Origin of the sequence: Occallatibacter sp., assembly GCF_049582745.1 — a bacterium.
Lineage (GTDB): Bacteria > Acidobacteriota > Terriglobia > Terriglobales > Acidobacteriaceae > Telmatobacter.
Genome location: NZ_JBAUUO010000031.1, coordinates 1 through 20,190, shown reverse-complemented (window position 1 = coordinate 20,190; position 20,190 = coordinate 1). Strand labels below are relative to the sequence as shown.

The 20,190-nt window shown below is 56.9% G+C and carries 24 protein-coding genes; 8 read left to right on the top strand and 16 right to left on the bottom strand.

The genetic code is table 11. The features are described from left to right. Nucleotides 1-45: 45 nt before the first annotated feature. Entirely contained in the window at nucleotides 46-1,380 is a 1,335-nt protein-coding gene (locus WCA10_RS03830) for an RES family NAD+ phosphorylase (protein WP_472821168.1), read from the top strand. A gap of 313 nt (nucleotides 1,381-1,693) precedes the next feature. Here WCA10_RS03830 and WCA10_RS03825 read toward each other — a convergent pair whose 3' ends face one another. Then, a complete protein-coding gene (locus tag WCA10_RS03825; RefSeq protein ID WP_472821167.1) occupies nucleotides 1,694-2,284 on the bottom strand; it encodes a hypothetical protein in 591 nt (196 codons plus the stop codon). 76 nt (nucleotides 2,285-2,360) lie between these two features. Further along, complete coding sequence (locus tag WCA10_RS03820; RefSeq protein WP_472821166.1) at nucleotides 2,361-2,999, bottom strand: hypothetical protein; 639 nt, start codon at nucleotides 2,997-2,999, stop codon at nucleotides 2,361-2,363. A gap of 61 nt (nucleotides 3,000-3,060) precedes the next feature. On the opposite strand from WCA10_RS03820, the gene WCA10_RS03815 reads away from it, so the two are divergent. After that, a complete protein-coding gene (locus WCA10_RS03815) occupies nucleotides 3,061-3,330 on the top strand; it encodes a hypothetical protein (RefSeq protein WP_472821165.1) in 270 nt (89 codons plus the stop codon). 18 nt (nucleotides 3,331-3,348) lie between these two features. Here the strand turns inward: WCA10_RS03815 and WCA10_RS03810 are convergent, their stop codons facing one another. The 5 genes from WCA10_RS03810 to WCA10_RS03790 form a co-directional block, all read right to left on the bottom strand. Then, nucleotides 3,349-3,897 (bottom strand): PRTRC system protein E, encoded by a 549-nt coding sequence (locus WCA10_RS03810; protein ID WP_472821164.1) that lies wholly within the window; start codon nucleotides 3,895-3,897, stop codon nucleotides 3,349-3,351. A 41-nt stretch (nucleotides 3,898-3,938) separates the two neighbouring features. Next, nucleotides 3,939-4,763: a PRTRC system ThiF family protein gene (locus WCA10_RS03805; protein WP_472821163.1), complete on the bottom strand. Its 825-nt coding sequence runs from the start codon at nucleotides 4,761-4,763 to the stop codon at nucleotides 3,939-3,941. Next, nucleotides 4,753-5,493 carry a PRTRC system protein B gene (locus WCA10_RS03800; protein ID WP_472821162.1) on the bottom strand — a complete coding sequence of 247 codons (741 nt, stop codon included), beginning with the start codon at nucleotides 5,491-5,493 and terminating at the stop codon, nucleotides 4,753-4,755. Before WCA10_RS03800 ends, WCA10_RS03805 begins: the two co-directional genes overlap by 11 nt. After that, a complete protein-coding gene (locus tag WCA10_RS03795; RefSeq protein ID WP_472821161.1) occupies nucleotides 5,444-6,574 on the bottom strand; it encodes a hypothetical protein in 1,131 nt (376 codons plus the stop codon). Before WCA10_RS03795 ends, WCA10_RS03800 begins: the two co-directional genes overlap by 50 nt. A gap of 216 nt (nucleotides 6,575-6,790) precedes the next feature. Next, a complete protein-coding gene (locus WCA10_RS03790) occupies nucleotides 6,791-7,003 on the bottom strand; it encodes a PRTRC system protein C (RefSeq protein ID WP_472821160.1) in 213 nt (70 codons plus the stop codon). A gap of 200 nt (nucleotides 7,004-7,203) precedes the next feature. Here WCA10_RS03790 and WCA10_RS03785 point away from each other — a divergent pair, with 200 nt between their 5' ends. Beyond that, nucleotides 7,204-7,860, top strand: coding sequence for a hypothetical protein (locus tag WCA10_RS03785; RefSeq protein ID WP_472821159.1), 657 nt, complete (start codon nucleotides 7,204-7,206; stop codon nucleotides 7,858-7,860). A gap of 6 nt (nucleotides 7,861-7,866) precedes the next feature. Beyond that, nucleotides 7,867-8,514, top strand: a complete 648-nt coding sequence (locus WCA10_RS03780; protein WP_472821158.1) for an HD domain-containing protein — start codon at nucleotides 7,867-7,869, stop codon at nucleotides 8,512-8,514. Between the two features lie 90 nt (nucleotides 8,515-8,604). On the opposite strand, the gene WCA10_RS03775 is transcribed toward WCA10_RS03780, so the two are convergent. The 4 genes from WCA10_RS03775 to WCA10_RS03760 all read right to left on the bottom strand — a co-directional run bounded on the left by WCA10_RS03775 (nucleotide 8,605) and on the right by WCA10_RS03760 (nucleotide 12,857). Then, nucleotides 8,605-9,285 (bottom strand): TSCPD domain-containing protein, encoded by a 681-nt coding sequence (locus WCA10_RS03775; protein WP_472821157.1) that lies wholly within the window; start codon nucleotides 9,283-9,285, stop codon nucleotides 8,605-8,607. Between the two features lie 128 nt (nucleotides 9,286-9,413). Then, nucleotides 9,414-9,926, bottom strand: coding sequence for a hypothetical protein (locus WCA10_RS03770; protein ID WP_472821156.1), 513 nt, complete (start codon nucleotides 9,924-9,926; stop codon nucleotides 9,414-9,416). A 163-nt stretch (nucleotides 9,927-10,089) separates the two neighbouring features. Next, complete coding sequence (locus tag WCA10_RS03765; RefSeq protein ID WP_472821155.1) at nucleotides 10,090-10,518, bottom strand: helix-turn-helix domain-containing protein; 429 nt, start codon at nucleotides 10,516-10,518, stop codon at nucleotides 10,090-10,092. Nucleotides 10,519-10,550: 32 nt separating this feature from the next. Next, on the bottom strand, nucleotides 10,551-12,857 hold the full coding sequence (locus WCA10_RS03760; RefSeq protein ID WP_472821154.1) for a helicase-related protein: 2,307 nt from the start codon (nucleotides 12,855-12,857) through the stop codon (nucleotides 10,551-10,553). Between the two features lie 381 nt (nucleotides 12,858-13,238). Between WCA10_RS03760 and WCA10_RS03755 the strand changes: the two genes are divergently transcribed. Next, nucleotides 13,239-13,943, top strand: coding sequence for a hypothetical protein (locus WCA10_RS03755; RefSeq protein WP_472821153.1), 705 nt, complete (start codon nucleotides 13,239-13,241; stop codon nucleotides 13,941-13,943). Between the two features lie 13 nt (nucleotides 13,944-13,956). Beyond that, nucleotides 13,957-14,205 (top strand): hypothetical protein, encoded by a 249-nt coding sequence (locus WCA10_RS03750; RefSeq protein WP_472821152.1) that lies wholly within the window; start codon nucleotides 13,957-13,959, stop codon nucleotides 14,203-14,205. Nucleotides 14,206-14,253: 48 nt separating this feature from the next. On the opposite strand, the gene WCA10_RS03745 is transcribed toward WCA10_RS03750, so the two are convergent. The 3 genes from WCA10_RS03745 to WCA10_RS03735 form a co-directional block, all read right to left on the bottom strand. Continuing rightward, nucleotides 14,254-15,177, bottom strand: a complete 924-nt coding sequence (locus tag WCA10_RS03745; RefSeq protein WP_472821151.1) for a hypothetical protein — start codon at nucleotides 15,175-15,177, stop codon at nucleotides 14,254-14,256. Between the two features lie 293 nt (nucleotides 15,178-15,470). After that, a complete protein-coding gene (locus WCA10_RS03740) occupies nucleotides 15,471-16,151 on the bottom strand; it encodes a hypothetical protein (RefSeq protein WP_472821150.1) in 681 nt (226 codons plus the stop codon). Further along, nucleotides 16,117-17,190, bottom strand: coding sequence for a DUF6094 domain-containing protein (locus WCA10_RS03735; protein WP_472821149.1), 1,074 nt, complete (start codon nucleotides 17,188-17,190; stop codon nucleotides 16,117-16,119). Before WCA10_RS03735 ends, WCA10_RS03740 begins: the two co-directional genes overlap by 35 nt. A gap of 463 nt (nucleotides 17,191-17,653) precedes the next feature. Between WCA10_RS03735 and WCA10_RS03730 the strand changes: the two genes are divergently transcribed. Beyond that, nucleotides 17,654-18,541: a class I SAM-dependent methyltransferase gene (locus WCA10_RS03730; protein ID WP_472821148.1), complete on the top strand. Its 888-nt coding sequence runs from the start codon at nucleotides 17,654-17,656 to the stop codon at nucleotides 18,539-18,541. A 2-nt stretch (nucleotides 18,542-18,543) separates the two neighbouring features. After that, nucleotides 18,544-19,206, top strand: coding sequence for a TetR/AcrR family transcriptional regulator (locus tag WCA10_RS03725; protein WP_472821147.1), 663 nt, complete (start codon nucleotides 18,544-18,546; stop codon nucleotides 19,204-19,206). 284 nt (nucleotides 19,207-19,490) lie between these two features. Here the strand turns inward: WCA10_RS03725 and WCA10_RS03720 are convergent, their stop codons facing one another. Then, on the bottom strand, nucleotides 19,491-19,691 hold the full coding sequence (locus WCA10_RS03720) for a hypothetical protein (protein ID WP_472821146.1): 201 nt from the start codon (nucleotides 19,689-19,691) through the stop codon (nucleotides 19,491-19,493). 194 nt (nucleotides 19,692-19,885) lie between these two features. After that, nucleotides 19,886-20,190: hypothetical protein (locus WCA10_RS03715; protein ID WP_472821145.1), on the bottom strand; the 305-nt coding region annotated here is incomplete at its 5' end.

Here is a 20,190-nt window from a genome sequence, read left to right as displayed (position 1 = left end):
AGGCTGTGTCACCGATGTGTTGGTGAGAAGGTCTTCAAAGGCAAAGTGAAGAAAATCGGCACAATGACTATCTGCTCCTTCTGCCGAAGGCATCTGAAGACGATTTCTCTAGAGCAGGCTGCGAATATCTTCGACAAGGTATTCGAGCAGCATTTCGTTCGTACCGAGGACGAGCCAACAGACATGGAATACATGATGAGCCGGGAGAGCGACTATGAATGGGAACGATCCGGTGAAGACATTCTGGAGCTTTTGCAAGAAGTTGGTCACATCGAGCCGGAGGTTGCCGAAGGCATTCGGCAACTATTGGAGGACAAGCACTTTGATATCGACGAAACGGCAATGGGTGAGGAGAGCGACTTTGCTCCTGACTCTCGGTATACAGACAGGAAGATAGAGTCGGAGGAGTTTCATTCAGAGTGGCGTTCCTTCGAGGAGAGCCTGAAAACCAAATCGAGGTATTTCAGCAAACGCGCACCTCTGACACTCACCATCTTGTTCAACGGCATCCACCGATCCAAAACAGTAGGAAATCGTCCGGTCATTCTGAGTGCCGGCCCTGGGACGAGCATCACATCACTCTTCAGAGCGCGTGTTTTCCAAGACGATGCAAAACTTGTCCGTGCACTTGAAAGGCCCGACCTGGAGATTGGGCCTCCGCCTCCCGCCGCCGCGGTTGCAGGAAGGATGAACGCACGAGGGATATCGACCTTTTACGGTGCAACTCATCGAGAGGTCGCCCTCTCCGAAGTCAGACCCTTCGTGGGAAGCCGTGTCGTCACTGCGCAGTTCGATCTGCTTAGGCCAATATCGCTCCTCGACTTGGAGGCTTTGAGCGAAGTTAGCGCAAGCGGAAGCCTGTTTGACGACAACCATCGATATCAAATGGCGAAGGCCAATTTCCTTCAGAGTCTGAGCCAGAAAATGACCGCTCCGGTGCTGCCCGACGCAGAGATCTTCGAATATTTGCCTACGCAGGTGATCGCCGAATATCTTGCCTCACAGATGAAGCCGGAATTGGACGGGATTTTGTATCCGTCAGCGCAAACCAAAACCGGCAAAAACAATGTCGTCTTGTTCCATGAATCGTCGCTAGTTGAAAGGCTCGAAATATCGGATGATACCGCGATCTCTGTTGAAACAGGACTCCAGACGGCAGACGGATTTGAGCCCGAGTATTGGGTTTTCCAGCGAACGGCTCCTAAAGAAGAGGCAACCGACGCGACCGATCCGTTTGCTGCCGAGATGTCTCAAAAGGTACGTTCGGGCGACCGAAGGATACCAGCACTCCGAATAGATTTATCGTCGGTGGAGGTCCATCACATCGAAAGCGTTGTCTATAAGCACTCGGACTATCAAGTCCATCGCAGTCAGGACTAAGCATAAACAGTTCGCCGAGATTTTGCAGTAAAAAGTTCAGCCGGACAGGCCTAATCGAGACTAGTCGTTATTGATTTATCCTGCGTCATTGGCTGGCCCCACTTTCTCTCCGTTGATTTCACTTACATAGATTTCTTCGGGATACGTTTGTGGTGCAACAGCGCCGATCCTTAGACTGCAAGGCGCTAGGCGAAGTAGGAAGTCACACCACCCCACCGTAGAGGGGGAGATAGCGGAGGACGATCGTGAGATGGACGCAGGATGCTAACCTAAGCGACTACGGGCCTTGCGGTGTGAAGATCAACCCTAAACCCTATTCTGAAGACTCAGTGCGTGGCCAGAGATCCTTGGCAACAGGATGCCCGGTAAGCGTTGCCCTCATCTTCCTGCTCATCAAAGCTCCCACGCCTGCCAATTCACCGTCAGTAGGGAAACAAATATAGTAAGCGACTTCGTCAACCGCCATCGAGATGTTCATCAGATCATCTGCGGTGTACACTTTCTGCTCCAGCTTATTTTTCTTTACTCGCCATACAGTTAGCTTCTCGAGCTCGCTCTTGGACCATTCCCACATGCCATGAACGATAGCGTGCCTGTCTTCAGAGTATTGTTCTATCTTCCTATGTTGCTCTACCAGAACATCTCTTCGCTTTCCCGTAGCTTTATCGACGACATGTTCTTTCCATAGTTCACGGACGTGCGACGGCTGCAGATTATTCATCGCTCTAGGCAGATCATCAAGAGAATCCGGATTCAATGCCAGAACTGTCTGCAGAAATATTTCCGATTCTATGGAGCCCCAAGCGGCAACAATTCTTCCGATGAAGTAAAGCTCCCGATCCGAAAGCCCTAGATCGAGTAGACGCATGATGTCAGAACCGTTTTGAGGGGCTTCGTTGTTCACTGTCAGCCTCCGGCATAACCTTCGTCGCCACTTCCAAGGCGAAGCAGGGAGCCAAGGCGAACGCTTCTCCTAATACTTAATCAGTGCTGATGAAGTCAGGAGCGCCGTCTTTCCTTCCCTTATAGCTTGGCACAGCGAAACGAATTTCTCTCTTCGCCGATTGATCGAAAATCACAATCTCGCCGACGCCCTTAAAGATCGCATCGAAGCACTCATCCGTTTTCATGGTCTTCACGCACTCATTTGCATTCTGAAGAGTGACTGCGACCGTGTGCTTCGCAGGAATGAAATACTCCTTCTGAACCAGGAGGGACGAATCGGCAAGAGATCCGCTGCTCTTGTCGGACTGCATAACCTTCACATCCTTTGGAAGGGTTAAATCTTCAGAAGTCGTGTTCTCCAAATCGAATGAGAATGATGTGCCTATGCCGTCCACGTCGAACGTCGAGCCCAAATCCTTCGCATGGCCTATGCCTGCCACTTTGACATTGTGAGGCGTCAGCGCCCTCGTGTTCCAGCTCTTGGGGCGGTCCATAAACCAAATCGATAGGGCCAGGATCGTACCGACGCCTAACCCGAACCCGAGCCCCCACATTGCCGCCCGCACGGCAACGACTTTCCATGAAGTACGAGGCGCTATCTGTTCCATGGGCAAAAGTCTATCAGTCGCCACGTATCTTCCATTGTCCACCCTCACAATTGGAGATACAATCATCGGCCTTGGGGGCGCAGGCTTTCACCACCGATCTTCCCCACGCTTGCTGCGGGCAACATCAATGTCGTTCAGCAAAAATCGCGACCAGACCACCAACCGTCGCGACCCCATCCAGGAAAACGCCGATGTAGACGGGAGGAGTTCTTGGCTCCACGCTGAGTCGCCAATTCTCATTTCGAACGCTTTCGGTCTTGAAAACGTGCATCGGCCCGTTCGCAACCGGAACTTGTGGCGTGGACTTCAGCCTCTCAAACCGTTGGTGATTGACCGCGACAAGGCGCTGGTCAACACGGTTTCGATGAAAGTAGTTGCCGCAGAACAGAAAGGCTAGCTGGACTAGGATTGGCGCTTACGCGGCCTCGTCAAAGTCGTCGGATTCGTCCGTTGGCTCACCTTCGGCGATTTCGGCAAGAATCTCTTCATCTTCATCCGCATCTGATGCGGGGAGGGGAGCCGCCGCTGGTGCTGGCCCCGTATCAAACAGGCTGGCATTGCGCGGTTCTTGTTTCTTCGGGTCGGTGGGCATGGGCACTTGGTTAGTGGACTTTCTTGTCTCAACCGCCGACGCCTCCGTCTTGGCCGTCGCGGTTGTCGCCGCCGTTTTCGACCGGGCCTCCGCCTTTGCGGCCTTGGCCGCGGCCGCCATCTGATCCTTGGCTGATTCGAGCGTGTTCCTCAGTTCCAGATGGGCGCCAACAAACTGGACCAGCGCGGAAGGCAGTTCGGCGTCCAATTCTTCCGCCGTGCCAGCCACGCTTAGTGGAGTGGTGAGCGCGTCGTTTTCGCTTTCGTTGAGCTTGCGGGGAATGACGTTGACGCGGATGGTGTCGTCCTCCAAGCGCGTCAGGATCAGGACAACGGTCCTCTGCCGAAGCAGCGGACCCAGTTCTTTGAACATGGATACACCTTCCTGTGAGAATGAAACTGTGGATTGGATTCCTACTGTTTCCTTTGTCTGGCCTGCGAATGTTTGCGAGTACGCTTCTGGATCTTTTTCCAAAGATCGGGATCGACTCCCAATACACTCATGCGACCTGTCGAAGCGTTGTAGAAGGCTCCGTGATGAGCGAGAGTGCCATAGCGGAAGAGCCGCGCCAGCATAGCGAGTGCGCTTGTCGCCAACACCTGGTTGATGAATGGTTCTTGCCGCTCAAGCGCCTCCGCCGCACTGCAACTGGGCAGCGTGTCCTCGCCTGCTTCCGTATCCGCAATCTCCGGAAAGAGCTCTGCAACGGTTCTCAGCCGAACCGCGCTGCGGTGGTTTGCGGCGTTCAACGGTTGGCCGAGCACATACTGACCACTGCTTGCGTTGTTGCCGAGGTCGAGCCAGTAGACAGTGCTTTCATTCGCTCGGGTGACAGCAGACAGGATGGCTTGCCGCGCCGCCCGTGTATCGACGCAGCCAATCACCAGGTGAGGGCCTGCCGAATTGGTTCTCAGGGAATCCTCGTGAAAATGCTCGGGGTGCGCCTGCCACCTCAGACCCCAGAAGAGATTGACACGGTTGATCAGGACAACGGCCTTCTTCAATCCGACATCGGCCGAGGCAAACGGCTGGCGGACACAGTTGGTTTCAGTAACCTGATCCCCGTCCACCAGCATCACGTGGATGCCTCCGGCATGGCCCCACACTTTCATCGCCTGGTGGAGATAGGGCAGGCCGAGCAGCATAGCGCTGCCATTGCCTCCCGCGCCGATAACCAGCACGCGGAGTGGTTGTCCTCTGCGGCACAATGACTTCGGAAGAGTGTGTTCAGTGATCATGACCACGCCTCTTTCCAGACATGAACTCCTCCACCGTTTCCGGCAACTCGATCAGCGACTCAGCGGGAAACTCCTCTTTGCCGGCGAGTTCCTTCCAAAGTCCCTCGAAGCCGCCGGGATGGCGCGTAAGCCTCCCCACGTTGCCATGCGTAAACTCGCTTTCATAGAAGCTCTGTTCCCATTGGCGAATGGAGGCGACGGTGGAAGCATCCGGCGCCCGCATCGATCCAAGGCAGACGATCCCCGTGTCGTACACATTCCAGTAGGGAGCCACACAAAGCTTGGTATCGGCCGCGGGGCGGCGATTCTCCTTGAGCGCCCGGATCGAGAGCGAATGATCCATCGCCAGCCAGACCAGAGCAGGCTGGGGAAAGATCGCACCATTGATTCCGCCCAAGTCGCCCTGCGTCGTCCCGAAGAACATTTGACTTTTTTGGGCCGGCGTCCACCACGCGATCAACCGTTCGGTGCGCGCGATCACGTTTTCTGGAAGAAACTCAACTGCAACTCGGCCTCCCAAGGCTTGGACCAGCGATTGAACGAATTCGATGGTCAGCGTCTTTGCCGGGCCAAGCCTTGGTTGCTTGGCACAATTGTCTGCGTTCACTTCATGGAGCGTGATGAATGTATTTCCGAAACTGCCGTTCTGGTGTTCCGTCGACCGGTAAATCAGCAGGGCTTCATGCAGCGCGAAGTGATGGTTCTGCCCGATGCTCACGTTGACCTGCATGAGTCTCCTCCTCCATGCCGTTCAGCAGGGTAATCAGACCGGCAAGCTCCATGTTGATCTTGAGAAAGATCGCCATCGTTCGAATCGCCGCGTCAAACTCATCCCCGACCTCCGGCCGAAAGCAGACCGCGCAGGTCGGCTCATTGGTCGTCTCGTTATAGCGTTCCGACTCATGATCGAAGCAAGCCTGAATCGCGTCATTCTCGCGGAAGACCAGCAAGAGGCTCGGCACCGGCGGATCGTCGTATTCCCCTTCGAAGCGCATGACCTGGCCATTCAACCGCGACAGCCGATGAAGCGTCAGCAGCTTCTGAATCCATGTAGAGTACGGCCCATGAAGATGCCTTCGTAGCAGTCTTCGTGCGCTGGGATCAGTCCAGTCCTTCGCGGTCCGGACGGGCTCCGGGGTCGCCTCTTCAACGGGCGGGAACTCATAAGCGGCCCGGCTCTCGGGCTCTTCCTGCTCCATCCACTCATGCAGCTGTTCGTTGTAGCATTCCGCGTCCGTGTGGTCGTAAATTCGTATCCACTTATAGAGCGATCTCCGCAAAAGGTAGTAGAACGCCGTTCCGAGGAATCGCTCCTGCTCTTCGAGTGCGTCCAGTGCAGCTCCAATCTTGAGGAAGCCGCAGGCCTGGAGTTCGAACGCGGCCATCAGCTTGCCTTCGCCAAGAGCTGCGCCCCGCCAATAACCCGTCCCGAGGTCGTCCCTGACTTCAAAGCAATAGTCGATCTTGTCTTTGAGCGCGCCGCCGGAGAACTCCTCAATCAGCTTCTGGATTGCGCTTCGCGCGAAGACCACAGCGACCTTGCCGCTTATTTGCCAGAGTTGCTTGTCGGCGAGGTTCCGCTCCACTAGCGCCAGGCAAAGGCGGTAGAGGCGTTCGCCGTTTGTCTCCAGGCGATAACTTATGGGGATGCGGCGGAGGGAGGGAAGGCTTTCACCGCAGCCCTGTCCCAGCAGCGCTATATCAGTGGCGGCAGCAGTTCGCTTGGGGCTTCGAGAACCGGCATCGTACCGGACGATGATCTCCTTACTGCTTCCGCGACGGCGTGCGCCAAGCTTTGTGACTCTTCGCATTTCAGATGCCTCGCGATGAGCCGGTCGGCTCTTTTGGACGGCTTGCACTCAAGCCGTCGGAGTTCCGCGAGCAGGTGGGTCTGATCGGCTTTCGTCTTCTTCATGATGCGCCGCCTTGTTTCGATGATTCGGGTAGCGACCAACTCCCTTGCAAAGCTGGCACCGAACAGGGACGCGGGAGAAGATCACAACGGGACACCGCTTGGAGTCTCGGGATCAGCCCTTGCTGCCGATGGCCCGGCTGAACGTGTAGCGAAAGGCTTCTCCGGTGTCCTCCGGACCCGCCAGTGTCGCCGTTGCAATCTCGGGGTGCGAGGGAGTGAGGATTTCTCTAACTTGCTCGACGGTCAAGTTCGGACCGGGATCTGGTATACGGATACCGTTGTAGAAGAATTCGCGATGCAGGGCTTCCACTTTCAGGCTGCTCATAAATCAACATCTCCTTGGCGAATTTCGCATAAACTGAACGCGAAGTTTCGACAGAATTTGAGGGTGGAGGTTCGTGCTATCCCAAGTCTCATAATCGAGACCTTGGGGGCACCCGCCGATTGGCGATATTCTGAAGAGAGCGCGGAAATCTTGCCGAAGGAAAGGAAATCCGAATACCCTTCAATCAGGAACCCGCGAAAATGCCAGACAGACCTTACGAGAAGCTCTCGCCGGAGAGCAGAGACAGGATGCTCGAGGAATTAACGCGGTGGCTGGAAGAAGGTTTCTGCCAGCCTAAAATGGAACCTTCTCTCCTCGGTCTGGACTGGTCGTCGTTTGCGACGCGCGAGTTCCCGGAGTACGCGGGTCAGATAAGCTTTGGGAACCCACCGGAGTTTATCTCTTACGCGTTCTCGGCTCTCGATGCCTACGCTACGGCGATGCTTGCAGCTCATTTTTCCTATGGTTCTCTCGGAGTTCTGAACTTCACGTCCAGTCTCAAGCGGCGTGGTCCCGAATCTCAGATGCACCTGGAGTTTACGACGATACCAGAGCGAGACCGCATTAACCCAGACTCGGTAATAGCCGAGTTGCTGCGCTCGTTTCCAAGGCTGTTACAGTCCAAGGGCATCGAAGCAGGCGCCGTCCTTTTTCTGGAGGGCGAAGGATGTGGGATGGAGTTCGAATACCCCGGCCGAATGATGGCCAAGGCATCGCCGTTCCTCCGAGATCGTCCTGATGACCTTTGGCCCCAAGTCACACTCAGCCTCACGCCCACGGATGAACTGAGAATCCGTGCGCAGAATATTTTAGCTTTTCTGCTAAGTTCTATCGCTCTGGAGGGCAATGCACAGTGAGACACTATGAGAAAAGAGTATGAGAATGTGAATGACATGGGGACCGAACAACTCCACCTGACAACAAGGTTTACGAGCGCAGTGGACTACGCACGCCACATCCACATCGAGCGGCGCAAGGGAACGGATATTCCGTATATGGCGCATCTTCTGGGGGTTGCATCCTTGGTTATGGGTGAAACCGGGCACGCTGGATTCCCAGTCACAGAAGACATGGTGATCGCCGCTCTGCTTCATGACGCTGCCGAAGATCAGGGAGGATTGCGGCGGCTGCAGGATATCGAGCAGAACTTCGGCCCTAATGTAGCTCGCATGGTTGAGGGACTTTCAGACAGTCTTTCCGAGGACTCCAGCAAGAAACAATCCTGGCTGGAGCGCAAACAAGCCTATATCGAAAGGCTTCGCGGAGAGCCAGCTGACGTCCAGCTCATCTCCGTTGCCGATAAGATCTATAACGCAAGAGCAATTCTCGAAGACTATCGAGAAATCGGGCCACTGGTATGGGAACGATTCAAGCGTGGGCGGGCAGATCAGATCTGGTATTTTAATGAACTCCTAGCCGTCTACAAGTCGACTGGAACGAGCAGGGTTGTTGAAGAATTTGAGCGTGTAGTCGAAGAGCTCAGGAAAATATCAGCAGCGGAAACGCTTTGATGGGCAACTATGGATCCAGAGAATTCGAGTATTGCGATCTCGTTCGATTCTCAGGGCCTAGTCTCGACGAGATCGGTTGCAACCCGTCCTTCATGAGCATCCGCTGGTTTGACCACAATTGAGGCACGTATAGCAGGTTCCGCTGGGCTTCATCAGGCCGCCACACGCCACACAGGGCGGAGCGTCGCCAATGTCATAGAGTAACTGTGAGTCGTCGAACGGGCCGGGTGTCGGCTCTCCAGCAGCGCCAATCTCGCCATTGCCCTGGCCGAATAGCGAGAGTTGTTTCCCGGATAGAAACCTCAACTCCATAAAGCGGAAAAGATAATCCATGATGGACTTTGCGTACCCGATCTGCGCGTTGCCGGTCCAGCCAGAGGGTTCGAAGCGAGTATGCGAAAGCTTGTCGCAGAGCACCTTCAGAGGTACGCCATGCTGAAGGCTGACCGAAACCACGGTGCCGAAGCACTCCATCAAACCTGCAATGGTTGATCCGGCTTTTGCCATTCGGATAAAGATCTCGCCCGGCTGACCGTTGGGGTAGAAGCCGACCGTCAGATAGCCTTCATGTCCCCCGAACGCGAAGTGATGTGTGATCGCCGAACGCTCATTCTGCAATCGGTGGCGACTCGCCGCGGGCGGACCCAGGATGTCAGACGCAGCTCCTGGCGCTCCCTCTGCCAACCTGCTTCGATCTTCAACGCTGGCCGGGTCGGACGATTTCGAGTCTTCTGCACCGCACTCTTGGGGCGTCGGTTCAAAGGTTTCCATCTCGGGCCTCCTGCGGTGGCGGGGATACTTGCGCCGTCCGTTCCGCCGCGTCATTGTGAGGTTTGTACCCCCAGACAGAAATCCGGTCAAATGACTCGGAAGGCGCTCGATTGGAGTTCGAGACGGCTTCAGAACAACGAGCCCTGAACAGGCGTGACAGAAGTCTGATCCACTGGTGGAGAAGCAAGCTGGAGTTCCTGATCCCGCTCTGCCACCGGCATCCTGTACTTGCTTTCCAACTGCCTGAGCATCGCAAGATCGGATGCCTGCTGCTCTTCTGCCAGACGCAGTTCATACCGCGCAAGGTAGTTGCGGTCGACTATTTCTCGCTGGATCGCCCTCTCGACATCGGAAAACGTGTATTCCGGCTCTCCGTAGCAGGGGAATCGCAGCGTGTGTTTCAGGAACCGCACCTGAGCGGCTAGAGTTGAAAACCACTCCTCGTGGAATTGAGTGCGGTTGTAGTGCGCAATGTGCCCGAAGCACATGGAGAGGCGGTTGTAGAAACTTTTTGTGAAGAGCGCCGACGCCCACTCCGATTCAATAAAGCGCAGCAAGGTATTCCCAAACTCCGCCTTGTCCGCAGCTGTTGAGAACTTCGTTGCTGTGAAGTCCGACGGGAGAAATGGCCCCTTGGGCATGGTGATCTCCACGCAAAGGAAAAGGGCCAGCCGCAGCCGACCCTCTTCCTTGCCTTGGTTGAGACCATAACGGTCTCGCTGGAACATTATCCCAATGGATACGCTATCACCCGTGCATGCTGAAGACTAGCGGTTCCAGGGGAGATTGATGGCTCTGTCGCCGTCATGCTGCCGCTTCGCCCATCGCCCTCAGCTTGCGGTATACGGTGGTCTTGCCGATTCCGAGCAACCGTGCAGCTTCGAGAGGTCTGCGATTCGATCTCTCGTAGGCTGCAACGATCATCGCTCGCTCCACCTCGGCCATAGTCGGAAAGACTCCCGTCTCTGGAACCTGCGCTAAGACGAGTGGAGCTACTGACGCTACGCACTGCTGCGTCAACCGCTCGGTTGCCGTCGAGATCAATCTGGAAGCCTGTTCGAGCTTCTGAAGGCATTGCGGGTCCTGCCGAATCACGACCTTCTCCACTACGCGCTCAACAATCCTCACGATCGGCTCAGGCAGAGCCGTCCCACAACGCCGGCAACTGGCTCGATCGCTCCATTGGACGAGTTCGCAACTGCGGCAACGAACCTTATCCCGTTCCTCGTTCATGATGTCACCTCTCAAGTTGAAAACGTCCTGGCTCAGTCGAAGAGGCTGAGCTGCACGTTAGTTTCTGTGGCGGTTGGCCAAAGTGCGGTCTTCTTCCGCTTCTTTGGTGGCGAGCTCGGGTCCAACAGGTGGATGCCGAATGGCGCCGGAGCCCGTTCTGCGGCGATCAAGCCCGGCAGGTCGGGCACCAGGTCGGATTCCTCTTCGGGTTCCGGTTCCACGGCAGCCGGGCGCGGCAGCACTTTGTCGCGTTCGTGGCCGAGGTCCCGCCACACAGCATCGGCGGATTCTCCGACACCGGCCTTTTCGACCAACTCCCGCGCCATCGCGCTCATCAGGTCTTCGTCGGTGTCGAGCGCTTGCAATCCTTCGCCCGAGAACTTGCCCTCCATCATCAGCGCGACCAGCATCTTCTTGCCCATCAATCGGAGGCAGATCTCCTGCATCGTCCCGGAGTAAGTCACGAACTTCACCCGCACTGGGAGTCTCTGTCCGATGCGCCACGATCGGCGGCTCGCCTGACGCAAAGTATGCAGCGAGTATCCGGTCTCGTAGAAATAGAGAGTTGGAAAGGCAAGCAAGTCCAATCCCGTCTCGACCAGCTTGGGATGGCAGATCACAACCTGGACGCCGGCCTTCAACTGCCGGTCGTACCAATCCTCTCGTTTATCGGTGGCTACAGATGAGCGGAGAATGGCGACGCGGATGCCCTCTTGCCGCAGAACAGCCTCCAATCGCAGAGTGACGTCTTTCTCGCCCGTATAGGTGGCGTACACCTGGCAGCGCCGTCCCTGCCTCAGCTCCTCTTTGACGTCGGCGATCAGCGCGCGCTCCTTTGCGTAAAGAGCCTCCCGCGTGAGGTTCTCCGGTTCAGTCACCAGGAACTTCACATACTCCTTCGTTTGCGGATCGAAGGCCCGCGCCCAAATCTCATCGAAGTCGTAGGGATGATCGGGATAGAGCAGGAGCGTGTTGAGCAGGATGCTCATCAGGCTTTTGTTTCCGCGATGGGCTTTCATCGCGGAGCGAATATCCTCCTCCAGCTGCTCGTAGGCTTGCTGAAGGACGTCGTCCATATCGACTGAGATGACGCTCTCGTCGTATCGCGGCAGATTGTCCGAGATGTCCTCAAGTGACAGAAAGGCTGTCGTGGTCATCAAGAACTTGCCGAAGAGCATGGGCGAGGCTCCGGGCTTCCGCAGAACCCGGACCGTCTTCTTGGTTGCCCTCGAACAGGCGTTGTCCGCCTCTTCCACCTTCTCGATGGTTTCGAGAACGCCGTACTGCTCCTGGAAGTCCCGCCGGCCTTGCCCTCCGTATGCGAAGCCCTCGCGCACCATCGCGTGCGGCTCCATGCGGTAGAAGATGTTGAAGAGGTCGTCGGCGTAACCGCCCATCAGCGTTCCTGTGAGCGCGATCAATCTTTGCGCCGCGCGTCCGAGCACACCAAGTCCGTTCCCTTGCGCCGTGTCGCCGGCTAACTGATGCAACTCATCGGCGATAGCGAAATCAAACCACCCGCGCATGTAGCGCCCAATGTACTCGATTGGCGCCATGCGTTGAATGCGCGTCCGGTCAGCTTGCCACAGCGCGGAGAAGCGTGTGGTGCCGCCGCGGGGCGCGGTCAAAGCCTCCGAGACCTTGAGTTTGTCAGTAAAGTCAAGCGCGGTAAGCTTCTGCATCTCGGAGTCGAGGATGGCAACGCCGGAATCCGGATTGACGACCCCGCCCAGATTCGGTCCGGACTTTGCCTTCAGGTAGACGTGCTCCCAGAAGTAACCCAGCTTGCCCTTGTCCTTGCCCGTGATAAAGAACGTCGGCCCAGGGAAGCGCTTCCGCCATTCCTTGCGGCCCATGCGCCGCATATCGGACAACGCCAGTCGCTTGCCCTCGTACACCGTCCTGCCCTTGCTGAGCTTCACCTCGCAGATGCCATGCTGCCGGCTGGGATCGCCGCCATTGCGCATGTCCTCGATCAGGAAAGTGCGTGTGCGTGGGATGGTGAGCAGGACCTCGCGCGCCCATTTGTGCGTGATGTGCGAGGGGCACATGACCAGCGTGGCGCTGGGGCGTCCCTCCGTGAGAACGTGGATCGTGCCGAGCGCCATGAGGGTTTTGCCCGCGCCGCATTCAGCGACGATGCGCGCAGCTTTTGCTGTGCGCAGATATTTCGCTGTACCGGTGATGGCAAGCGCCTGAGCCGGGAGCGCCCTGCGCAGAAGAGCTGTCAGTGCCGGTGCAACGGGGTCTTTGAAGTTCTGCAGTGGCGGATAGGTTTCGAGAATGCGCGAGCCCAGTTCAGCTGCGTGGGCGCGCAGGTAATCGAACGAGGATTCCATGCGGATACCTCACAAGGGAACACTTTGGGGAGAACTCAGTCGATACTTTGGAAATTAGATGGAAGGTGCTGGTGAAAATGCGGGAACAGGAGCCAAATTGCCGACAATTCGACAACACACCAGGAACTCGGAAACACAGAGCGACAGAACTCTTCAATGAGCGTCACGGTCTGTCGGCGTTCTTCTGCTCAGGATTTCTTGCGCGATGCCGACTTATCAGAAGTGATCTATGGGGGCAAAATCTTCTGATCTTTCCCAGGTCAAAAATCGAGACCTGGGCCATACTCGCCGGTCTGCGCTTTTATACTTCCATCCATGCCACCGCCATGCATTTTCTGCGACCACGACTCCGGTAGTCCCGAGCATCTTTGGCCGGACTGGATGCACAACACCGTCAAGTTCGCGCCGATCAACATGCAGGAGGCCGACGGACCCGTCATCACGGGACAAGACCCCGAACAAACAATCACCACGGTCTGCCACGAATGCAACACCGCCTGGATGAGCCTTATCGAGCATAAGGCCAGCACTCGGTTGAAGCCGATGCTTCTCAATCAGCAAATCGAGATCGACCGGGGCGGGATGAAGTTGCTGACCCAGTGGGCCGTGCTCCGCGCGATGGTCTTCGAGTCGATCAAGCCTAAGAGCGGCAACGAACAATTCTTCACACGTGAGGAACGGGTCGCCTTCAAAGCGAACCAGACTGTTCCCGAGCGGACGCGGGTGTGGGTTGGTGCGCTCGATAATTCTCATATCGGCTATCACGGAACCGACTACGCCATGTGGAAGTCGGCCACTGATCACACACGGATCGGAACAGGCAGCGTCGGCACGATTTATGCCGGCCACATCATCATGCAGACCGTCACCGAGCACATTCACCCGCCTTACGTGGTGCAGCCTGGACCGATCATTGCACCTCTGCCAGGGCCCGCGGATGAGCGTTTCGTTGAGATTTATCCCAAGCAGCCGATCAGAGTAATTTGGCCAACGAAACCGTTCACCGACGAAGGCCCGCCCGGCATTCTGGCGGTGCGAGATCGGTGGCATCAGGGCGAGAAGGTTTCACAGATCAAAAACGCGTAATCAGGATGAAGAAGTGAAGGACGAAGACGAACTCAAAGAGTATTTGAGGGGAACGAAATTTGAGCCGGTTCTTGATCGTCTGTCAAAGCGAGCTGAGAACGGCGATGCGAGAATGCGCAAAGGGCTCTCAAAAGCGGAGAAGCAGCGGATGCTCGAGAAACTTCAAAGCCTAAAAGTGCAACTGGAATCGCTCAGGCTGTGGGCCGCGGCAGATGAGGTCGGGACGGCAATGGACCTCGTCCGTCGGCGCAAGTCGTATTAGGTTTACGCTGGCGTCGCTCGCTACCTGTTGCCCTGCTGCCGCAGGCGGCTAGAACGGATAGTCGATCAGATCCCACTCAAACCCTTTCCCTGCCACCGGAGGGGTTGGAATGTAGGTGTCCCTCGGGTATTTCAGCAGATCAACCTCGAGAGTAAAGACGTTTTTAAGCAAGTCACTTTTGTCCTGCCCTATGGTGATGCCGTAGCCGAACTGCGCGTAGAACATCACAACCGCGGCGCCGACCGCGTGGACCGCGCGCTCTAGCGTTGCGACCCCAAGGTTTTGTTCGCGGTCGTGCTTCGTCTTGTTATAGGCGTCGTACCACTCAAGCGACTTTGTCGGCTGCGCTGCGTCCCAGTCTTTGAACGGTGTGAAGCCGGGGAAGTCCGGGTAAGACCGCAGCGTAAGGTTGAAGCTGTCGAGCCGCATCGGTTTGAGAAGCTTCACGTAATCGTTCGTCGTGAAGCGGTCCCGGACATACCCATTCGCTTTAAGGACGGCGGCCCAGGATGCCTCGACCTCCATCGCCGCGAGCAGGAGCAGTTCCCGAATTTTGTGGCCGTAGGTTTGCAGGTTGGACGGTCCCGGCTCGACGGTCTCGAATATGTCCTGCATCTTCGCGAGTAGGAGCTTCAGAGCGACGAAGGATTGCGTGAAGGCCTTTTGGTCAATCGCCCCTTCCAGCTTCCCCATGACAAGCACACGGCGGGAGATTCGTTTGTAGGCGGTTCCTGGCTTGTAGTCCGATTCCTCCGATGCAGCGTCACCGAAAATCCCGAGTATCCAGGTCTTCAGCGTCGGCAAGTCTTGCGGCGTGATAGGAACCGCCAATGAATCAGCGCGAGGCGTATCAATGCCCGTGTATGTCCACTGACTTCCGGAGAGAAAAGCCACTCCATGCGAGAAGGTATGGATTGCAGCGTTCGTGGGTTTGCCATTGTTGAAATTCCGAAAGAACACGGTGGAAGGCATGGCCAATGATAGACAGCCGCACCCGCTCTGCGCATCAAGCCCTCCGACAAGAAGACTTCCTTTCGCTGCCGCGAACAGGAAATTGCTTCTCGGCCCTCCGGGCTTCTGGGCGTTACCGGTCCTAGCACCGCTATAGCCGAAAATCGACTGAAATGTTTGGGATCAGTCCCAAGAAACGCGCTTGTCGCCGGGGAGGGATTCTTGATTAATGCGTGATCGCTGCATCGCTCAGGGAGCGGCTCTGAGTCTCTCTTCGGCGAGATTCAAACCTTTTGCAATTAAAGAACGGACTATCAGGAAACTGGCAGACAAGAGCCTATCAATCCCGCTGTCGAAGGGGCCGGAAACAGTGATGCCGACAGGGCGAATCGAGGCCAAACAATCGGCCCATTCCTCTCCGGAAAGCTCAGAACAAAGGAACGCAGGCCATCCCCGATCCACTCAAGTACTTCGTCGGTCGTCGCAGAGATCAGTACCGGTTGGCAACCGATGCCGTCGATCTCCTCGATCTTCTTTTTTCCCTCGACGATCCCAAGGATGTGCTCTGCCCATGCTGGATCGGCAGGCAGCCCAAGGAAGCTCACCAGCGTGGCCCAAGCCTCCTCGCGACGGTATCGCAATAGGATCGTCCGTCCCGCGCTACCATTGGTGTGGAGTTCCTGGGACACCGCCAGCAGATGGCGTACAGGATGTTTCCGGCCCGGCAAAGTCACTGCCCCTTTGTAGCAGGAGGCATGTTCGCCGAGGGTCACGTCCTTTGTCGTGCCGTCGGGCAATGTCAGGCTGAAGGCGGCCTTCTCGTGAACTGCCGCCGTGATTGCGCCGACATCCGAATCATTGCCGAAGACGCTCAGAAGATGCGCCTGCCGATCTTCCCCTATATAGCGATCGACCCGCAGGCGAATTCGGGTAGATGCCTTTTCCGTGAAGCGCACGTATTCAAGCAGCCCGAACCGCAGGTGTGCATTCTCCATCGGCTTCGTCCTCCTTTTTCGCCGGTGTCTCAGTGAGCTTCAGCGTCCTCCCATCAGCGTAGACCAGGTACAACTCATTGGCCCACCGCTCTCGGTGGTGAATGATCTCGGCGTCTCCGTCCTGTTCCACGAACGTCGTCACATGCTTGACGGAGCGCCAGCGGGCTATGTGCCGGTCGTCTCCCTGGCCGAAGACGCCGTTCAAGAGACCCGCGGTACACAGAAGCCCGACATGGCCACCATGCAGCGGCGTGATGGGTCGGCCAGTCGCAACGTCCTCATGCGGCATCAGCAGCGGCGCCGCCTGTTTCCATGCGCCCGATTGCGGCAGCAAGTCTTCCAACAAGTCGTAGGGAAGGCCGCGATAACTCAGCTCCGCCGCGCCAGACGGAGGAACGGAATAGGGCAGGCACGCGCCCGGCTGCAACTCAGGAAGTCCAAGAAAGCTGCCATACAGGCCAACGCTCAAAAGCTGCCGCTTATTGTTCTCAACGGCCGCTCCTCTGACGTCGTGCCGCAGGCCCAGTACCGCGATTTGCCGGTACTGGACCGAATCGGGATCGGTCATGCGAAAGACGGCGAGACTGGCGAAGTGGGAACTCAGGATGCCGGCGCAGTCGTGCAATCGCTCGAACGGGATCACCAGGATGAGAACGCCCTCCATTGCCAGCCAGCGGTAGGTATGTTCCAGGAACACGGCCTCCATGCGACGATTGGCAATCGAGCCGATCTCCGAGTCATAAGGCGGATTCAGATAAAGGAGCGAGAAGGATTCGGGACGCGCAATAGCGTCGAAGGCATTCCCGTGGATGGTCTCGATGCCGTTGGCGCTTGCAATCCGTGCGCGTTCGGCGTCGAGTTCGACGCCATAGCGCCGGACGGGAGCTTCGCTGGTCACGAGTTGCAGCGCAGTGCCTTGCCCGACGCAAGGGTCGATCACCGAAGCCGGCTCAGCGAAGTGGAGCAGAGCGCGAAGTTTGACTCCCTCGGCTTCCGGCAATGGGTAGTAGCCCATTTTCAGGCGCGCGACATTCCGCATGGATTCACCTCGCCTCGTGGAATGGAATTTGTGAGATAAAGCAATTTGTGGCCGCGAATAAAGCATATGTTGGCCGCACCATATCATCGCCTCAGAACTCCAGAAGCGAGTACCTGCGGTAGACCGAATCCGCGTGGCGCGTCCACAGGGTTCCTGTACCGAATGGAAGACACAGGGTTTGGCAACTCAGGCGCCCGCAAGACTCTCGGTATCTCAACGTAGAGCTTCAGATCCCAACAGCTGCTCGCATCCAGCCCCTCGCCGGCCAAGATATGCTTTATTTCCGGCCGAAATATGCTTTAAATCACAGAATTTTCAAGAAATGCGCCCATGAGCGAGCTTCAGGTTTCCGATCGGGATGAGCGCGTCGGGCTGTACGCCCCAAGCGATCAACCCGCGACTCGCTTAATTTAACCGAAGAGCATAATTGCGCATATAAAACAGAATAGGTATTCTGTATTATATGCAGGACGGAAAAGCAAGCAGAACAGCTCAGTACATGGCTTTCTTCAGGGCGTTGGAGACGCAGGGCCGCCCAGCCAGTCGCCTCTTCGATGATCCTTACGCATTGGCTTTGCTTTCGGGCACGCTACGCACTTTCGCTCGCCTGGCACATTTCCCCATATTGGGTAAATTGGTTCACGGTGTCTTGGACTTGGGATGGCCGTACACACGTAGCTCCGGCGTGGTGCGAACGCGGGCGATCGACGATTGGGTGCGCCAAGGCATCAGAGGAGGAACCCGCCAACTGGTGCTGCTCGGAGCCGGATTCGATAGCCGTGGGCTCCGGCTGGAGGAGGCGAAAGCAATCGCGGTCTTCGAAGTGGACCACCCTGCAACACAGCAGGAAAAGGAAAAGCGGCTTCAGGTCTGTATCGGGCTGTTGCCAGCCAATATCCGATACGTAGCCGTCGATTTCGAAAAGGATAACCTTGAAAGGAAGCTGATCGAAGCGGGTTTTGAGCCCGGATTCCCGGCCGTTGTGGTGTGGGAGGGCGTCATCAGTTACCTGACCGAATCTGCGGTGCAAGGTACGTTCGCCCTGCTGGCCCGGCTACTTGCTCCATCCAGTAGTCTCATCTTCACGTACATGCACAAGGGCGCGGTGGATGGCTCCAGAGCTTGCCCCGGTGGCCGCCGCTGGCGTTCCTGGGTCAGCTTCAGCGGAGAACCCTTCATTTATGGTCTCGATCCGGATACGCTGGCGGACATGCTCAAACCCTTTGGATTCCTGTTGCAGAGCGACGCATCAACGGAGGAGATCGCAGGACATTACTGCCGGCCGCTGGGCCGCAGGGAGCCGGGATCACCGGCGTACCGGGTGGCCATCGCCACTCGTGTGGAGAATTAACGGTGCCAAAAATCAGCGAGGAAAAGCGACAGGCACGGCAGGCTCAGATCCTTAATGCTGCAACCCGGTGTTTTGCCCGCGATGGTTTTCATCGGACCTCGATGGAAGACATCGTCCGGGAATCGGGGTTAAGCCCCGGCGCAATCTACTGCTACTTCCGCGGTAAACACGACATGGTCGAAGCGATCTCCGCGGAGCGCCATGCCCGCGATCAGGCACTATTGGCGGACCTCATTTCCTCGCCGAGCTTGTCCGAAGGCATGGATCAAGTCGCACACGCCCTCTCTCAAATGCTGCAGGACCCGAAAGAGAGGCAGCGGCGCAAGGTTTCGATTCAGTTCTGGGCCGAGTCTCTGCACGACGCCAGAATTCGGAAAGTGGCGGATCGTGGGATGCGGCAGCGGGACCGCCTTACAGCGGCGCTGAAAAACGCGCAGAAGAAAGGAGAGATTCCCGGATCTCTCGACGCCGATTCCGTCTCGCGAGTGATGTTCGCTCTCCTGCAGGGCTTCATCCTGCAGCAGGCATGGGAGCCTGGACTGGACATCCCCGCCTACGTGACGACTGCCATGGCCCTGCTCAGATCAGCCTTTTCTCAGCCTGGTCACAATCCTAGTCGCAGATATCGCAAAACCACATTGATGGCTGCGCCTCAAGTCAGTTAGCGCCCAATCGCCGAGTGTCAAATCACGGCTCCCAGCAGCCTGACCGCTATGCGGCCAATGCGAGTGCCGGAACCGGACCTGGGTCCCATGGCCCTGGGATCAGAGGAGCCAATCTGACGATCTGCTCTGATCCGCATAACCCACACCGCTGCCGGGCCGAAGATGAGACCATCTTACAATTCTCACAATAGACGGCTTTCTGCAGGGGAATCGATACAAGGCCGGGCTCCGTTCGAATCATCCGTACATTGCACATAGATCCTCCAGGTATCGACCGATGCCGGTTACGCTCGGGGCTCGCCGTTTTCGCGACGTGCCTTTTCGCGTTGCTCAATCAACGACTTGTGCAGGTCAGCGAGTTCATCGACCGTATCCGCTCCGCCGACAGGTTCATCTTGTCCTGAACCCAGCCATGGAAAGCGTTCTTCAAACAGAGCCAGGACCCGTTCAACAAATGTTTGGGGACGCTCTTCATTGGCTCCCATTCAAAGCTCCTTTGGCGTAGCGACTCATCCATCAAATTGGAGGAGTTGTGGCGTGTGTGACGTTTTGTAGTTATCGAGGTAGACAGCCCACCGTGAAGGGTCCGAGACAGGTCCGGGGCGCGACGTATCATCTGCGCCTTGCGTGTGACACCTCCGCGCCGAAAGGGCGGGGGTACCGCACGACTCTTCGGCGTTCAGGCGGCAGGTTGCCCGGCCAGTCCTTCGAGTTCCGAAACCAGATGCTTGAGTGCTTCGAGATTGCTGATTGTTGTCATTGACCCGATGTGCAAGCGATCGAGCACGGAGACGAATTGCGTATCGCCGATCGACTCGGCCAGGGAGTGCGCCTTGCGGATTCCCCGTGCGGCCCGCTCCATCGCCTCTGCGACATTCGTCTGAAGCTGCGCGTTGGGGATGGCGTTCGCCTTCTGCGTTCGCGCGACACGCCACAGTATCTCGCCGTAAATTGGATCGCCGAGAATGCGCCGAAAGCCTTCGA

Coding starts and splice junctions, on each gene's coding strand:
- WCA10_RS03775 (WP_472821157.1), bottom strand. CDS start 9,285: ATGGAAACCTTTGAACCGACGCCCCAAGAGTGCGGTGCAGAAGACTCG.
- WCA10_RS03805 (WP_472821163.1), bottom strand. CDS start 4,763: ATGATCACTGAACACACTCTTCCGAAGTCATTGTGCCGCAGAGGACAA.
- WCA10_RS03810 (WP_472821164.1), bottom strand. CDS start 3,897: ATGTTCAAAGAACTGGGTCCGCTGCTTCGGCAGAGGACCGTTGTCCTG.
- WCA10_RS03745 (WP_472821151.1), bottom strand. CDS start 15,177: ATGCCTTCCACCGTGTTCTTTCGGAATTTCAACAATGGCAAACCCACG.
- WCA10_RS03755 (WP_472821153.1), top strand. CDS start 13,239: ATGCACAACACCGTCAAGTTCGCGCCGATCAACATGCAGGAGGCCGAC.
- WCA10_RS03735 (WP_472821149.1), bottom strand. CDS start 17,190: ATGCGGAATGTCGCGCGCCTGAAAATGGGCTACTACCCATTGCCGGAA.
- WCA10_RS03815 (WP_472821165.1), top strand. CDS start 3,061: ATGTCGTTCAGCAAAAATCGCGACCAGACCACCAACCGTCGCGACCCC.
- WCA10_RS03785 (WP_472821159.1), top strand. CDS start 7,204: ATGCCAGACAGACCTTACGAGAAGCTCTCGCCGGAGAGCAGAGACAGG.
- WCA10_RS03720 (WP_472821146.1), bottom strand. CDS start 19,691: ATGGGAGCCAATGAAGAGCGTCCCCAAACATTTGTTGAACGGGTCCTG.
- WCA10_RS03770 (WP_472821156.1), bottom strand. CDS start 9,926: ATGCCCAAGGGGCCATTTCTCCCGTCGGACTTCACAGCAACGAAGTTC.
- WCA10_RS03740 (WP_472821150.1), bottom strand. CDS start 16,151: ATGGAGAATGCACACCTGCGGTTCGGGCTGCTTGAATACGTGCGCTTC.
- WCA10_RS03760 (WP_472821154.1), bottom strand. CDS start 12,857: ATGGAATCCTCGTTCGATTACCTGCGCGCCCACGCAGCTGAACTGGGC.
- WCA10_RS03790 (WP_472821160.1), bottom strand. CDS start 7,003: ATGAGCAGCCTGAAAGTGGAAGCCCTGCATCGCGAATTCTTCTACAAC.
- WCA10_RS03765 (WP_472821155.1), bottom strand. CDS start 10,518: ATGAACGAGGAACGGGATAAGGTTCGTTGCCGCAGTTGCGAACTCGTC.
- WCA10_RS03795 (WP_472821161.1), bottom strand. CDS start 6,574: ATGCGAAGAGTCACAAAGCTTGGCGCACGCCGTCGCGGAAGCAGTAAG.
- WCA10_RS03820 (WP_472821166.1), bottom strand. CDS start 2,999: ATGATTGTATCTCCAATTGTGAGGGTGGACAATGGAAGATACGTGGCG.
- WCA10_RS03800 (WP_472821162.1), bottom strand. CDS start 5,493: ATGCAGGTCAACGTGAGCATCGGGCAGAACCATCACTTCGCGCTGCAT.
- WCA10_RS03780 (WP_472821158.1), top strand. CDS start 7,867: ATGAGAAAAGAGTATGAGAATGTGAATGACATGGGGACCGAACAACTC.
- WCA10_RS03730 (WP_472821148.1), top strand. CDS start 17,654: ATGCAGGACGGAAAAGCAAGCAGAACAGCTCAGTACATGGCTTTCTTC.